Source organism: Massilia sp. YIM B02443 (genome assembly GCF_030411955.1).
Taxonomy (GTDB): domain Bacteria; phylum Pseudomonadota; class Gammaproteobacteria; order Burkholderiales; family Burkholderiaceae_D; genus Telluria.
In genome coordinates, this window is the sequence record NZ_JASNRA010000001.1 from 203,475 (window position 1) to 218,741 (window position 15,267).

The 15,267-nt window shown below is 64.1% G+C and carries 6 protein-coding genes; 4 read left to right on the forward strand and 2 right to left on the reverse strand.

The window, feature by feature from the left end; translation table 11 throughout:
* Nucleotides 1–72: 72 nt before the first annotated feature.
* The gene (locus QPK27_RS00855; protein ID WP_290416305.1) at nucleotides 73–2,982 is read right to left on the reverse strand and encodes an esterase; all 2,910 of its coding nucleotides are present in this window, start codon (nucleotides 2,980–2,982) and stop codon (nucleotides 73–75) included.
* Complete coding sequence (locus tag QPK27_RS00860) at nucleotides 2,982–4,844, reverse strand: glycoside hydrolase family 13 protein (RefSeq protein WP_290416306.1); 1,863 nt, start codon at nucleotides 4,842–4,844, stop codon at nucleotides 2,982–2,984. The genes QPK27_RS00855 and QPK27_RS00860 overlap by 1 nt, the downstream gene beginning before the upstream one ends.
* A gap of 463 nt (nucleotides 4,845–5,307) precedes the next feature.
* Between QPK27_RS00860 and QPK27_RS00865 the strand changes: the two genes are divergently transcribed.
* The 4 genes from QPK27_RS00865 (at nucleotide 5,308) to QPK27_RS00880 (ending at nucleotide 15,004) form a co-directional block, all read left to right on the forward strand.
* A complete protein-coding gene (locus QPK27_RS00865) occupies nucleotides 5,308–8,262 on the forward strand; it encodes a TonB-dependent receptor (RefSeq protein ID WP_290416307.1) in 2,955 nt (984 codons plus the stop codon).
* Nucleotides 8,263–8,353: 91 nt separating this feature from the next.
* Complete coding sequence (locus tag QPK27_RS00870; RefSeq protein WP_290416308.1) at nucleotides 8,354–9,865, forward strand: tryptophan halogenase family protein; 1,512 nt, start codon at nucleotides 8,354–8,356, stop codon at nucleotides 9,863–9,865.
* A 445-nt stretch (nucleotides 9,866–10,310) separates the two neighbouring features.
* A complete protein-coding gene (locus tag QPK27_RS00875) occupies nucleotides 10,311–12,971 on the forward strand; it encodes a TonB-dependent receptor (RefSeq protein WP_290416309.1) in 2,661 nt (886 codons plus the stop codon).
* A 188-nt stretch (nucleotides 12,972–13,159) separates the two neighbouring features.
* On the forward strand, nucleotides 13,160–15,004 hold the full coding sequence (locus QPK27_RS00880; protein ID WP_290416310.1) for a DEAD/DEAH box helicase: 1,845 nt from the start codon (nucleotides 13,160–13,162) through the stop codon (nucleotides 15,002–15,004).
* Nucleotides 15,005–15,267 lie beyond the last annotated feature (263 nt).

Genomic DNA, 15,267 nt, shown 5'->3' on the forward strand with positions numbered 1-15,267 from the left:
TTATTGGCGCCGATATCGCGCCGGATGATCTCGAAGCCAATCATCACCGCGTCGGCGGCGGAGCCGCCAACCCTACGGGTTCACTCTGAGCAGTCGCACGCCATAGATATCGAACCGGTTCGACGGCTTCTTCCCACCCGCTCCGCTGAAGCTGCGATTGCTCTCCAGGTAGCTCATGTTGAAGAAATCCGTCAACTCGACCCGATAACTCCCCGCCGTCAGCTGCGCCGCCAGCGGCGTCGAATACACGCTCGGCGTATTCGCCTTGTAGAGCGGCGCGTGCGGCAGCTGGATCACGCCCTGCGCCACGATCTTGCCGCTGGCGTCCTTCAACGCCAGCCACTTGACGCCGTTGCTCACGCCCAGGTTCACCTGGTTGGCGCCGTTGTGATAGCGCACCTGCACCCGGTAGCTGCCGGGCTGCGTCACGGCGATGCGCTCGACCGTGAAGCGGTCGTTAGGCTGGCCCCAGCCGGCCAGGTGCGGCCGGGTGAAGCGCGCATCCGGCGCGGTCGGCGTCAGGTTCGAGGCCACACGCGCATCGCTTACCGGAATCTCGATCCCGGCATCGACGCAGCGCGGCATGCTGTGGTGGCTGTAGTTACCACCACCCTTGCCGCTGTCGGTATGGCGTGCTTCGAGCGCATAGCACGACGCCGCGCCGCCCTGGCGGTCGAGCCATTCGCCGGCCTTCAAGCCGCTGGCCACCGGTTTGCCGTCGCGGTAGACGCTGTAGGTCACGTCCCCCGCATTGCCGCCGGCGCCGATGCCGACCTTGACGCCACCCGACGCCAATCGCTCCAGGCTGGACACCACCGGCTCGCGCGGCCCGAACGCCACACTCGATTCCACGTACGGATCGGCCTTCACGCGTCGGATCCCGTCCTGACCCGTCACCAGCTTGCCCAGCGTGATCTCGATGCGATTGCTCTCGCCCAGCTCGGCCAGCCGCACGTGTTGCTGCGCCGGCTTGCCGTTCAAGACGATGCGCTCGACCGCGTAATACCCGCTGCCCTGGCTCGCGGCCGGGAGGCGCACCAGCACCTCGATGCGCTTGCCGTGCAGGCGCAGGTCTTGCAGCATGATGCGGTCGGTGTCGCCAAAGGTATCGCGGCGCAGCTTGGCGGTCACGAAGGGACGCAGCGCGATGCCGTCGTCCTGCGCCGTCACGCCGAACACGTTCTCGATCACCATGCCGAGGTAGCCGCCGACCGACCACAATTGACGGCGCGAGTTGATCACCGGCCCGATCAGGGACGGGTTCTTTTCGTCCAGCAGCAGCGGCTGTCCCGACAGCCACTCCAGGTTTTCCATGTTCGACAGATTGACCGCCGCCCCGCGCATCAGCGAGTCGTAGGCGGTATCGGCCACCGCCGCGTTGCCGGCGCTGGCCGCCGCGCGCAGGCCGTAGGCGGTCACGAACGGCCAGATCGAGCGGTTGTGATAGATCGGCGCGCCGATCTGCTGCGGCCAGATCATCGGCGCGCCCATCGGGCCGTGCGGGTAGTGCGCCAGGATCGAGGCCGCGCGCTTGTCGTCGGCCACGCCGGTGACGATGGCAAGCGCTTGGCCGAGCCAGTCGAACTTGTGCAGCGGCGCGTCGTCCAGGTGGCCGGCGGTAAGGCTGCTGTACATGCCGGCGTCCTGCAACCACAGGCGCTCGTTGATGGCCCGCTTCAGGTCTGCAGCCCAGCCTTCGTAGCGCTGCGCGCGCGGCGCGTCCTTGTGCTCGCGCGCCAGCTTGGCGGCCAGGCGCAAGGCCTGGTAATACACGACGTTGGTGGACAGCGCCTTGGAACTGGCCATCGACGCCAGGTCGCCCGGAATCCATGCCGCGTAAGTCTGGTCGCGCCAGTCGAGGTAGGATTGTTCGCCGGTGTACAGGCCGGTCTTGGTATCGAACGCCGCCACGCGGTCGATGTCGATCGTGTTGGACAGCGCCTTCAGGGCGCGCGCCGCGAACGCCGCGCGCTCGGCGGCGGGCAGGGTGCGCAGCGTCTCCTCTGCCGCGAAGGCCCAGGTCAGGCGGTCGGTGCTGACCGGCCAGCTGCCGCCGCTGCCGGTGTCCTGCACGATCTGCAGGCCGTCCGGCGTGGCGGGAATCTGTGCTGCCGGTTTGATCCCGGGGCGCCAGCCCGAGAGCTTGAAGTCGAGCGAGTTGCGCACCCGCTGCGGGTCGAGCAGGGCCAGGCCCAGGTCGGCCGCGTACGACAGGTCGCGGGTCCAGACGTAGGCCCATTTTTCGCCGGTCGAGAAGCAGTCGCAGCCGATCGGCTGGCCGCCGTTGTAGTTGCCGTCCTTGATCTGGCTGACGGAGTTCAGCCGCATCTCGGCGCCGGCCAGCGCGAACAGGGCGTCGAACGCCAGGTTGCCGCTGCGGACCCGCGGCAAGCCTTCCTGCTCGGCGTATTCCACGTGCTGCGGACCGGGGTCGCGCAGCGCCATGGTCGACGACTGCACGTAACGGCGCAGCGAGGTCGTCGCATCCGGCGTCGAGTAGCGTACGGTTTCCTGCTTGCCGTCCCACGTTGGCCAAACTTGCGTGGCGCTGACGGTGTGTCCCGCATGCGGATCGGGCGCGTTGGCCGGTTGCGCATCGGCGATGCGCGCCACCTTCAGCACCGGCTTGCCCGGATGCGAGGCGTCGACCGTGAAGCGGTAAGTGCCGGTGCGGCGCACGAACAGGAAGGTCTCGGGACCGGACTGCTGCTCGATCCCGTACGCCTGGTCCGGCGCGACGCTGGTGCTTTTATCCGGGTCGATCACCCATTCCCGGCCCCAGTCGCCGGTGCCGAGCTTGAAGGCGTGATTACCGGGACTGACCAGGATGTCCGCCTGGTACACGCCCTTGCCCTTGGCGATCAGCGGACTGGCGGTGCCCCAGCCATTGAAGGCGCCGCGCACATACAGTTCGGCGATGTCCTGCGCCGCGGCCGTGCCACAGGCGATCAGGGCGGCCAGCGCGATCAGGCGACGCCGCATCACGGCTGGCCTTGCGGCTGCTGCAGTTCCAATACCAGCGCCGCGCGCGCCGGCAGGCGCAGCTTGCCGCGCAGGTCGTAGGCCTGGCCGGTGAGGGCGTCGGTGCCGCCGGCGACGCCGTCCAGCATCTCGCGGAAGCGCTCGGTGTCGAGCGTCATGTCCTTGCTGTTGTTGTTGAAGACGACCATGACCTTCTTGTTCTCGTTGTAGCGGAAGTAGACCCAGGTATTGTCACGCGGCGCGTAGTGCATCATTTTACCGTCGTGGATCACCGGCTGGCCCTTGCGCCAGTTGGCCAGCTTGCGCACGAAGTCCTGCGCTGCCCGCTCCTTGGCCTTCAGGCCCTTGCCGCTGAAGGCGTCGACCCGGTCGCCGGCCCAGCCGCCCGGGAACGGGGTGCGGTAGGTGGCGTCGTTGCGTTCCTTGGTCTCGCTGGTCATCAGGATCTCGTCGCCGGTATAGAACTGCGGGATGCGCGGCGCGGTCATCATGAAGATCATGCTCATGCGGTACTTGTCGAAGTCCTCGCCCACCACGCTGTAGATGCGCGACATGTCGTGGTTGTCGGCGAACAGCACCAGGTTGCCCGGCTCCGGGTACAGGTAGTCGAGCGAGAGCGTCTCGTAGACGTCGCTGAACACGTTGCCGCCTTTGGTGTCGGCCAGGGCGTTCCTCATCGCCTCGGCCACCGGGAAGTCCATCAGGCTCGGGGTATGGGCGCGGTAGCCGTCGTGATTGACTTTGCCGCGCTGCCAGTAGGCGACCACCGGCACCTTGGTGTTCCACTCTTCACCCACCAGGTTCAGCTTCGGATATTCGTCCATCAGGCGTTTGGTGTACTCGGTCAGGAAGGCCGGGTCGGAGTAGCCGAAGGTGTCGATGCGCAGGCCCGACAGGCCGGCGTATTCGATCCACCAGATGTTGTTCTGGATGAGGTAATTGGCGACGAAGGAATTCGACTGGTTCAGGTCCGGCATGCTCTGCACGAACCAGCCGCGCGTGAAGTTGTCGGCGTCTTCTTTCGACGCGTACGGGTCCTGCACCGCGGTGTGGTTGTGGTGGGTCGGGGTGAACTTGTTGTTGTAGTTGATCCAGTCCGGCGTCGGCAGATCCTTCATCCACCAGTGGTTGCTGCCGATGTGCGACAGCACCACGTCCTGGATGATGCCGATGCCCTGCTTGCCCGCTTCCACCGACAAGCGGCGGAAGTCGTCGTTGCTGCCGTAGCGTGGGTCGATCTTGTACAGGTCGGTCGCGGCGTAGCCGTGGTACGAGAAGGCGCGCGAGTTGTTTTCGACCAGCGGCGTCGGCCACAGCTGGGTGAAGCCCATGTCCTTGACGTAGCCGAGGCGGTCGATCATGCCCTTGATGTCGCCGCCGTGGCGGCCCAGGCCGCCCTTGCGGTCGAGCTTGTCCGGCATGCCTTCGACCGAGTCGTTGGACGGGTCGCCGTTGGCGAAGCGGTCGGGCATGACCTGGTAGATGGCGTCCTTGCTGCTGAAGCCCTGGCGCTCGCGCGAACCGGGCTCGCGCGCCAGTAGGCGATAGGTGTAGCTGGCACTACGGCCGCCACCATTGAATGTGATCTGCACATCGCCCGGGCGCACCTTCTTGTCCAGCACCAGGTCGATGAACAGGTAGTTGCGGCTCTGCACCCGCGATACGGAAGCGATGCGTACGCCCGGATACGACAGCGACGGTTCCAGGTCGGCGATGCGTTCGCCATGGACCATCAGCTGCAGCTTCTGGTCCTGCATGCCGGCCCACCAGAACGGCGGCTCCATATGGGCAATGGCGGGGGACTGGGCATGGGCGGCGAGCGAGGCGGTACCAAGAAGGATGCAGGCGAGAATGTGTTTCATGATTTTGCATTCCCAGCGCCTGGGACACGCTACGTAGTCTCACTACACAGGCGTGTGGTTTCCATGCACTGAGGATAGTCTCCGTTGTTGTCGTGCCGGAAGATTACTATAGAAACGTTTTTCCAAGCTTTACGAAGGCTAAATTGGTTTACTCGAACTACATCCGTTTTGTGAAACCGTTTTCACCTAAAGAGAATCTGAAGATTGCGCGGTTTTCACGGCTAAACCAGTGTGTTCCCAGACTCAAAAAATGCACGAAAGCATGGGTTTTAGGAAACTTTGTAGTGAAATTACGAGTTTCGAAAGCGGTATTTGTAGCTTAATCACAACGAAATCTGTGTGCGCAATGGCCGTATGTATGAAAAGCGTGCCATCATCCTCAGAACAAAGAACTCAGCGATTGCGAATCTAGTTTTAGTACAGAGCGTGCGCTGGACATAACATGTTTAAACCGAGGAGACGCATGAAACCCATCGCTACCAAGCGTGCCGGCGCACCCGTTCGCCGTGCTTTCCAGCTCAGCCCAGTCGCCGCAGCCTGCACCGTCCTGCTGTCCGCCTTCGCCGGCAATGTGTACGCGCAAGCGTCCGGCAGCGAAGCGCAGACCACCGTTGCTCCCAATACCCCAGTAAGCGCCGCCCAGACGCCCACCCCGGCCGACCAGGCCACTGCGCCGTCGACCGCGTCGCCGACCCCGGCCGGTTCCAACGCCACCGCTTCCACCTCCAACTCGGCCACGCCGAACTCGGCCGCACCGGCGCGGGTGCAGGTGACCGGTATCCGTTCCGGTATCGAAGCGGCGATCTCGGTCAAGCGCAATTCGAATTCCATCGTCGAGGCGATCTCGGCCGAAGACATCGGCAAGCTGCCGGACCAGAGCGTCGCCGAGTCGATCGCACGCCTGCCGGGCGTGACCGCCCAGCGTAGCCGCGGTTCGGGACGCGCGTCCGAGATCTCGGTGCGCGGCCTGTCGCCGAGCTTCAACGGCACCCTGCTCAACGGCCGCGAAATGGCCTCCACCGGCAACGCCCGCAATCCTGAATTCGACCTGTTCCCGGCCGAACTGATGGGCGGCGTGACGATCTACAAGACCCCGGACGCGAGCGTGATCGGCCAGGGCCTGGCCGCGACCATCGACCTGAAAACCGTGCAGCCGCTCGACTTCGGCAAGCGCGTGATCGCTGTCAACTACAAGAAGAGCCGCCTGGGCGTGCGCACCGCCGAAGAAGGCGATGGCGACCGCTTCTCGCTGTCCTACATCGACCAGTTCGCAGATCGTACGATCGGCGTCGCGGTCGGCCTGACCTCGTATGACGAAACCGGCGGCGAACAGCGCAAGTTCGACGCCTGGGGCGGCAATACCGCCGAGCTGCCATACAACGGCCAGATGGTGCGCGTGCCGACCGGCTTCACCGCCGATACCGAGACCGGCTACCACAACCGCGACGGCGCGTTTGCGTCCCTGCAATGGCGTCCGAACCGCAACTTCCGCTCGACCGTCGACCTGTTCTATTCGGCCGGCGAAACCGGCTACAAGCGTACCGGCCTGGAAGGCGCGATCGGCAACAACACCAACGGCCGCTATGACCCGGCCGGCGTGCTGCAGGACGTCGTGGTGTCGAACGGCATCGCCACCAGCGGCACCCTGACCAACTACAAGGCCGTGATCCGCAACCATATCGAAACCGCGGAAGACGACCTGAAGACCGTGGGCTGGAAGAACGAGCTGAAACTGGGCGAGTGGAATACCAGCGCCGACCTCACCTGGTCCAAGGCGACCAAGCTGAGCCAGCGCTACGAAACCAGCGCCGGCCTGCCGGGCAATGCGACGGCGCTGGACACCATTTCGTGGACCGGCTTCAACGGCCTGAACTACACCGACGTTGCCTATCGCACCGGCCTGAACTATGCCGATCCGAACGTCTCCCAGCTGACCGACGTCAACGGCTGGTCGGGCACCGAAGCCGATCCGTTGGCGCAAGCCGGTTACCTGGCCCAGCCGTTCATCGAAGACAAGCTGAAGTCGATCCGCCTGAACGCCAAGCGTTCGGTCGAGTGGGGCCCGATGTCGGCCTTGCAGTTCGGCTATAACTACACCGACCGCGAAAAACGCCGCACCGGCGAAGAGGGTCGCCTCCTGGTAATCGGCGGTGGCCTGTACGCCGCCACCCCGATGCCGAACAGCACGCCGACCACGGCGGGCACCACCGGCATTCCAGTCGCTTCCTGGAACCCGACCGGTTCGCTGGGTTCGGTGTACGAACTGGCCGAGAAGGTCAATGCCGACGTATTGACCAAGCTGTGGGATGTGAAAGAAACCGTGCAGACCGCCTACGTGATGGGCGACCTGAACGGCGAGCTGATGGGGTATGAATTCCGCGGCAACGTCGGCACCCAGTTCGTGCACACCAAGCAGATGGGCGGCGGCTACAACAGCGGCAACTGCACCGGCGAAACCGCGGCAACCTGCCCGGTGGTGCGCGCGGAAGGCGGCGCCGACTACTGGAACGTGCTGCCGAGCCTGAACCTGTCGTTCGACCTGAACAACGACCAGGTGCTGCGCATGGGCATCGCCAAGGTGCTGTCGCGCCCGAGCCTGGACGATTTGCGCGGCGGCCTCGGCTTTGGTGTGAACACCAGCGTCGCCAACCCGTTCATCAGCGGCGGCGGTGGCAATCCGCAACTGAAACCGTTCGAAGCCAAGCAGTTCGACCTGTCGTACGAAAAGTACTTCGCCAAGAAGGGTTACGTCAGCGTGGCCGGCTTCTACAAGAAGCTCGACAGCTTCATCCTGCGCACGCCGTCCGAATACGACTTCGCACCGTGGGTGACCTCGACCACGCCGCTGCCATCCACCGGTCCGTTCGCCGGTTCCACCATCGGCGTGCTGAACCGTCCTGAAAACGGCGAAGGCGGCAGCATCAAGGGTTACGAGCTGGCGATCAACATCCCGCTGGAGATGGTGCATCCATGGCTGGACGGTTTCGGCGTGATGGCCAACCACTCGGACACCAAGTCGGCGATCGACATCCCGGCGCTGGGCTTCGGCAACGTGCAGACCGCGGCGCAGTCGATCCCGCTGCCGGGCCTGTCGCGCAAGGTCAGCAACCTGCGCCTGTACTACGAGAAGAACGGCTTCCAGATCGCCGCCGCGGCGCGCAAGCGTTCGGACTTCCTGGGCCAGTCGCCTGACTTCTCGGACACGCTGCAGTACACCTTCGTGAAGGGCGAAACCATCGTCGACTTCCAGGTTTCGTACGAGATCCAGAGCGGCTTTGCCAAGGGCCTGTCGGTGTTCGCCCAGGCGAACAACTGGAACAACGCACCGTACCAGGAGTACACCGACAGCCGCGACTCGGTCACCCGCCGCGTCGAGTACGGCCGCACTTACCAGTTCGGCGCGAACTACAAGTTCTAATTTCACATAGGGCTACAATGCAACCCCTGACGGCGCCAGCCGCAGGGGTTGTTTTTCATTTGACGGATTTTCCTGGCAGGGCAGGGGACACATGCAGAATAAACCAATCAAGGACATCGTCATCGTCGGCGGCGGCACCGCCGGCTGGATGACGGCGGCGGCGCTGAGCAGCATGCTCAATGGCCGCTTCAACATCAAGCTGGTCGAATCCGATGAGATCGGCATCGTCGGCGTGGGCGAAGCGACGATTCCGATGATCCAGCGCTTCAACCGCGTGGTTGGCATCGACGAGAACGAATTCATGCGCGAGACGCAGGGCAGCTTCAAGCTCGGCATCGAGTTCGTCAACTGGGGCAGGATCGGCGAGCGCTACATGCACGGCTTCGGCCGCGTCGGCCAGGACCTGGCCACGGTGCCGTTCGAGGGCTACTGGCAAAAGATGCGCGCGCTGGGCAAGGCGGCGCCGCTGGGAGAGTATTCGATCACGCGCATGGCGGCCAAGGCCGGCAAGTTCATGCCGCCGTCGAACGAGGTCAAGAATTCGCCGCTGGGCGATATCGCCTATGCCTACCACTTCGACGCCAGCCTGTATGCGAAGTATTTGCGCAAGCTGTCCGAAGCGCGTGGCGTGACCCGCATCGAAGGGAAAATTACGCGCGCCACCCGGCGAGAGCCGGACGGCTTCATCGACGCGGTCGAGCTGGAAAACGGCCAGCGCGTCGAAGGCGAACTGTTCATCGACTGCTCGGGCTTCCGTGGTTTGCTGATCGAGCAGGCCCTGGAAACCGGCTACGAAGACTGGACGCACTGGTTGCCGGCCGACCGCGCCCTCGCCGTGCCGTGCGAATCGGCGCCGGCAATCACGCCCTACACCCGCGCCACCGCCCACCAATCCGGCTGGCAATGGCGCATTCCGCTGCAGCACCGCACCGGCAATGGCCACGTGTACTGCAGCCGCTTCATCAGCGACGACGAGGCGGCGGCGACGCTGTTGTCCAACCTGGACGGCCAGGCGCTGGCCGATCCGCGCCTGATCAAGTTCCAGACCGGGATGCGCAAGCAAGCCTGGAACCGCAACGTCGTGGCGATCGGGCTGTCGAGCGGCTTCCTCGAGCCGCTGGAGTCGACTAGCATCCACCTGATCCAGTCGGGCATCGCGCGCCTTGTCGAGCTGTTCCCGGACACACGCTTCAGCGCTGCCGACCGCGACGAGTACAACCGCCAGTCACGCTTCGAATACGAGCGCGTGCGCGATTTCATCATCCTGCACTACCACCTGAACCAGCGCACCGATTCGGCTTACTGGCTTGAATGCGCCAACATGGCGATTCCGGAAACGCTGCAGCGCAAGATGGCGCAGTACCGGTCGCGCGGACGGGTGATCCGCGACAACAACGAGCTGTTCTCGGAAGTGGGCTGGCTGCAGGTGTTCGAAGGACAGAACATGGCGCAGGATGGCTACCATCCGCTGGCCGACACGCAGGGCGAGGCCGACATCGCCGATTATCTGGAAAGCGTGCGCGGCGTGATCGCCAAGTGCATCGACGTGATGCCGACGCATGATCAGTACATCGCCAAGCACTGCGCGGCGCGCAGGATGTAATTGCCGACAGCACGATCTAACAATCGTGGAATACCGAAGGCCGCATCAAGCGGCCTTTTTTGCGTCCGGGATTTCTGGTACCGCCACTTTCTATCCGCGTAGTAAGTTTACAGGTATTGATTTTGGTTATGAAGGTTTTACTACACAACACGCACCATGATGGTGCAATTGAACAAATACTGCACATTAATAAGGCATATGTAGCCCGACTACAAAACGGTAAAACCTGAGCTGTAGTCCAAATGCAACGCCGCCACCCTTGTTTTACGGTGTGATCGTAAAAAACATGCCATTATCGCTACTGCAATCGACTCCCGTTGACAGTGCATCTAGTTTTAATACAGAATCGCGGCCGACATGCCAATTTGTCTAGAGCCGCAGGGTGCAGCTCTAAGCCAAGCGAATAACTGCTTGCGGGAAATTACATCGTTCTGAGGGGACACCTATGAAACACTTCGCTACCAAGCGTGCCGCATTCCAGCTGAGCCCAGTGGCGGCCGGCTGCGCCATCTTCGCCACCATCCTGGCCGGCAGCGCCCATGCGCAGACCGCGAGCACGGGCGAAGCCGCCAACCCGAACGCCGATGCGCCGGTCACTACCGTGACCGTGACCGGCATCCGCCGCGCGATCGAAGATGCGATCGCGGTCAAGCGCGAATCGACCGGCATCGTCGAAGCGATTTCGTCGGAAGACATCGGCAAGCTGCCGGACGTCTCGATCGCCGAGTCGCTGGCCCGCCTGCCGGGCCTGTCGGCCCAGCGCGTGAACGGCCAGGCGCAGTCGATCAGCATCCGCGGCACCTCGGGCGACCTGTCGACCGCGCTGCTGAATGGCCGCGAGCAGGTGACCACCAGCTCGGACCGCACCGTCGAATACGACCAGTATCCCTCCGAACTGATCAACGCCGTCACCGTGTACAAGACCGGCGACGCCAGCGTGATCGGCCAGGGCCTGTCGGGCACGGTCGACCTGCAAACCATCAAGCCGCTGTCGCTGCGCGAGCGCACCGTCACCGTCAACGTGCGCGGCGAAAAGAATTCCAAGGGCGAGATCAGCCCGGGTTCGCCGGACACCGGCAGCCGCGTCAGCGCGTCCTACATCGACCAGTTCGCCAACCGCACCATCGGTGTCGCGATCGGTTACGCGCGCCAGGACAAGCCGAACGTCGGCCAGCAGTTCGAAACCTGGGACTGGGTCGACCAGGCCGAAGGTTCGTCGGTCAAGGTGCCGAAGGGCATGAAGTCGATGGCGATCACCGGCGACCAGGTGCGCGATGGCCTGATGGGCGTGCTCGAGTTCCGTCCGAACCGCAACTTCAGCTCGACCTTCGACGTGTACCACTCGCGCTTCGACCAGGAAGAAATCCGCCGCGGCATCGAGATGCCGCTGAAGGATGACGGCAGCGTCACCTTCACCAACGGCACCGTGGTGAATGGCACCATGGTCAGTGGCACCGCCAACAACGTCAATCCGGTGGTGCGCAACAACCGCATGACGCGCGAAGACAAGCTGACCGCCTTCGGCTGGAACAACCGCTTCAGCTCGGGCGACTGGGTCGGCATCGTCGACATCAGCCGCTCCAAGGCCGACCACAAGGAAGAGCTGATCGAGATCAACGCCGGCCTGCCGACGCGCCAGACCCTGGACTTCAGCTACAACGGCGGCACCATCCCGACCCTGGCTTTGTCCGGCATCTACACCGATCCGGCGCTGCTGCGCATCGGCGGCCAGTTCGACAACGGCTACGTCAACGCGCCGTACATGACCGACAAGATGACCTCGGCCCGCGCCAGCATCGAGCGCAAGTTCGACAACGCCTACTTCAGCAGCCTGGAACTGGGCTTCAACGTCTCCAAGCGCGAAAAGGAAAAAGCGCACCTGGAAACCGGCTTCCAGAAGCTGGGCGACGGCAGCTTCGCCCCTGGCGTGATCAACGGCGCCCAAGGGCTGTACGGCCTGCAGGACGCCCTGACCTGGGACATCAACGCGGTGCTGGGCTCGAACTTCGGTCCGTACACCCCGGCCGTGCTGGTGCCATGGGGCGCGACCAAGAACTGGTCGATCGACGAGAAGGTCAAGACCGGCTACGCCAAGCTGAACATTGACACCGAACTGATGGGCATGGCGCTGCGCGGCAACGTCGGCATGCAGGTCATCAAGACCGACCAGAGCTCGACCGCGAATACCCTGCGCGCCTGGCCGTTCGCCGACCTGGTGCCGCTGACCGACGGCAAGAAGTACACCGACTACCTGCCGAGCCTGAACCTGGCGTGGAGCTTGCCTGAACAGCAGTTCATCCGCTTCGGCGCCGGCAAGACCCTGGCGCGCGCCAAGCTGAACCAGCTGAACGCGGCGCTCGAAGTCGGCCTGACCCAGCAAAGCACCGGCACCCCATGGGGCAACGGCGGCAACGCCCAGCTCGATCCGTGGCGCGCCAAGCAGGTCGATCTGTCGTGGGAAAAATACTTCGGCAACAAGGGCTACGTCTCGGCCGCTGGTTTCTACAAGGACCTGTCCTCGTACATCTACAGCGTGACCGTGCCGCGTGATTTCTCCGAGTTCAACCTGCAGGGCGCGACCAGCAATATCGGCACCATGACCCAGCCGATGAACGGCGAGGGCGGCAACCTGAAGGGCCTGGAATTCGCCGCCTCGGTGCCGCTGGACATGGTCAGCCCGATGCTGGACGGCTTCGGCGTCACCGCCAACGCCTCGTTCACCAACAGCGAGATCTCGATCGTCGACCAGCGCTTCGGCAGCCTGGCGATCCCGCTGCCGGGCCTGTCCAAGCGCGTGTTCAACGTCACCGCCTACTATGAAAACGACGGTTTCTCGGCCCGTATCAGCCAGCGTTACCGCAGCGACTTCGTGGGCGAGATCGGCGGCATCGGCGGCGCCACCGAGCTGACCTACGTGAAGGCCGATAAAGTGGTCGACCTGCAGCTGGGCTACGACTTCAAGGGGATCGAAGGCCTGTCGGTGCTGTTCCAGGTGAACAACCTGACCGACACCGCCTTCCGCAGCTACGCCGGCACCGAAGACCGTCCGCGCGGCTACGCCAAGTATGGCCGCCAGATGCTGTTCGGCCTGAACTACAAGCTGTAATTTCCGCTGCCGCAGGTGCGGCACTCCCGAAGCCCTTGCCCGCAGTAATGCCGGCAAGGGTTTTCCTTTTTCAGGAATGCATCGGTTTAACCGGTTTAACGTGGTCGTCCGACCACATTCGGCTACGCCATCAGGGACGACAGCGTAAAATGTCGCCTTTCGTATTTAATTTAGTGAGCAACTCTTCCATGTCTGACACCCCAATCCCATCGTTTGCCGACCTCAACCTCTCGGCGCCTGTCGTCAAGGCGTTGAAGGATGTCGGCTACGAGACGCCGTCGCCGATCCAGGCCGCCACCATTCCTTTGCTGCTGGAAGGTCGCGACGTGCTGGGACAGGCCCAGACCGGCACCGGCAAGACCGCCGCCTTCGCGCTGCCGATCCTGTCGAACATCGACATCAAGCAGACCGCGCCGCAGGCGCTGGTGCTGGCGCCGACGCGCGAGCTGGCGATCCAGGTCGCCGAAGCGTTCCAGAGCTACGCCGCCCACATCAAGGGCTTCCACGTGCTGCCGATCTACGGCGGCCAGAGCTACGGCCCGCAACTGTCGGCGCTGCGCCGCGGCGTGCACGTGGTGGTCGCCACCCCGGGCCGTGTCATCGACCACATTGAAAAAGGTTCGCTCGATCTCTCCCAGCTGAAAACGCTGGTGCTGGACGAAGCCGACGAAATGCTGCGCATGGGCTTCATCGACGACGTCGAGCACATCCTGCAGCAGACCCCGGCCACGCGCCAGACCACGCTGTTCTCGGCCACTATGCCGCCGGCGATCAAGCGCATCGCCAAGACCTACCTGAACGAGCCGGCCGAAGTCACCGTCGCCGCCAAGACCGGCACCGCCGAAAACATCACCCAGCGCTACTGGCTGGTGTCGGGCATGCACAAGCTGGACGCGCTGACGCGCATCCTGGAAGCCGAGCCATTCGACGGCATGATCATCTTCGCGCGCACCAAGCTCGGCACCGAAGAACTGGCGACCAAGCTGCAGGCGCGCGGCTTCGCGGCCACCGCCATCAACGGCGACATGGCCCAGCAACAGCGCGAGCGCACCATCGAGCAGCTCAAGAACGGCAAGATCGACATCCTGGTCGCCACCGACGTCGCCGCGCGCGGCCTGGACGTGGAGCGCATCAGCCACGTGATCAACTACGACGTGCCGTCGGACCCGGAAAGCTACACCCACCGCATCGGCCGCACCGGCCGCGCCGGCCGCAGCGGCGACGCGATCCTGTTCATCACCCCGCGCGAGCGCGGCCTGCTGAAAGCCATCGAGCGCGCCACGCGCCAGCCGGTGTCGCCGCTGGCGCTGCCGACCATCAAGGCGGTGAATGAAGTGCGCATCGCCCGCTTCAAGGAGCAGATCCGCACCACGCTGGCCGAGGGCGGCCTGGACGTGTTCCGTTCGCTGATCGAAGAGATCGAGCGCGACGAGAACGTGCCGGCGCTGGACATCGCCGCCGCGCTGGCCAGGCTGGCGCGCGGCGACGAGCCGCTGCTGCTGGAAAAGCCGGACCGCGAAGCGCGTCCGGAGGGCATCCCGTCGCAACGCGAGTTCGGCGGCGAGCGTGAACGTGCCGTGCGCGAGCCACGTGAGCCACGCGGCGACTGGGAAGAGCGTCCGCCACGTGCGCCGCGCGAACCCGGCTTCAAGAAGGAGCGCGTGGCGCGCGAGCCGGAACCGGGCATGGCCACCTTCCGCATCGAGGTCGGCTACACCCACGGCGCCAAGCCGGGCAACATCGTCGGCGCGATCGCCAACGAAGCCAACATCCCGTCGAAGTACATCGGCCGCATCGAGATCTACGACGACTACAGCACGCTGGACCTGCCGGACGACATGCCGGCCGACCTGGTCGACCACCTCAAGACGGTGTGGGTGGCGGGCCAGCAGCTGAACATCACCCGCGACGGCGAAGAGCCGGCGGCGCCGTCGGCCAAGAAGCCGTATGCGAAGAAGGGTGGCGACCGCCGCGTGGCCGAGAAGGCGGCGCCGGGCAAGAAGCCGCACCGCAAGGGGCCATCGCAGGGTTGATTCCCATGCAGTGGGGTGGATGGCGTCGCTGTTCACCCTATCTGTTGTTTGACTACAAAACGCAATCTTTGCGCTGAGTTGTCGTATCGCTCCTACTATGGAGAAGTCACGATTGACACTCAGAAATCACCATGTTATTTTGCTACAGATACGCTAGCCGGACTGTAGTCATCGACTGCCGGCGTCGCATCTGATGCAGTACCCGGCAGGCCTCCAGCCCGCCGCGCATTCACATACAGAAGCCCGGCATGTTCCGGGCCAGA

Bases quoted from the DNA above. Each gene is read 5' to 3' on its own strand.
- QPK27_RS00875 (WP_290416309.1), top strand. From the start codon at position 10,311: ATGAAACACTTCGCTACCAAGCGTGCCGCATTCCAGCTGAGCCCAGTG.
- QPK27_RS00855 (WP_290416305.1), bottom strand. From the start codon at position 2,982: ATGCGGCGTCGCCTGATCGCGCTGGCCGCCCTGATCGCCTGTGGCACG.
- QPK27_RS00880 (WP_290416310.1), top strand. From the start codon at position 13,160: ATGTCTGACACCCCAATCCCATCGTTTGCCGACCTCAACCTCTCGGCG.
- QPK27_RS00860 (WP_290416306.1), bottom strand. From the start codon at position 4,844: ATGAAACACATTCTCGCCTGCATCCTTCTTGGTACCGCCTCGCTCGCC.
- QPK27_RS00865 (WP_290416307.1), top strand. From the start codon at position 5,308: ATGAAACCCATCGCTACCAAGCGTGCCGGCGCACCCGTTCGCCGTGCT.
- QPK27_RS00870 (WP_290416308.1), top strand. From the start codon at position 8,354: ATGCAGAATAAACCAATCAAGGACATCGTCATCGTCGGCGGCGGCACC.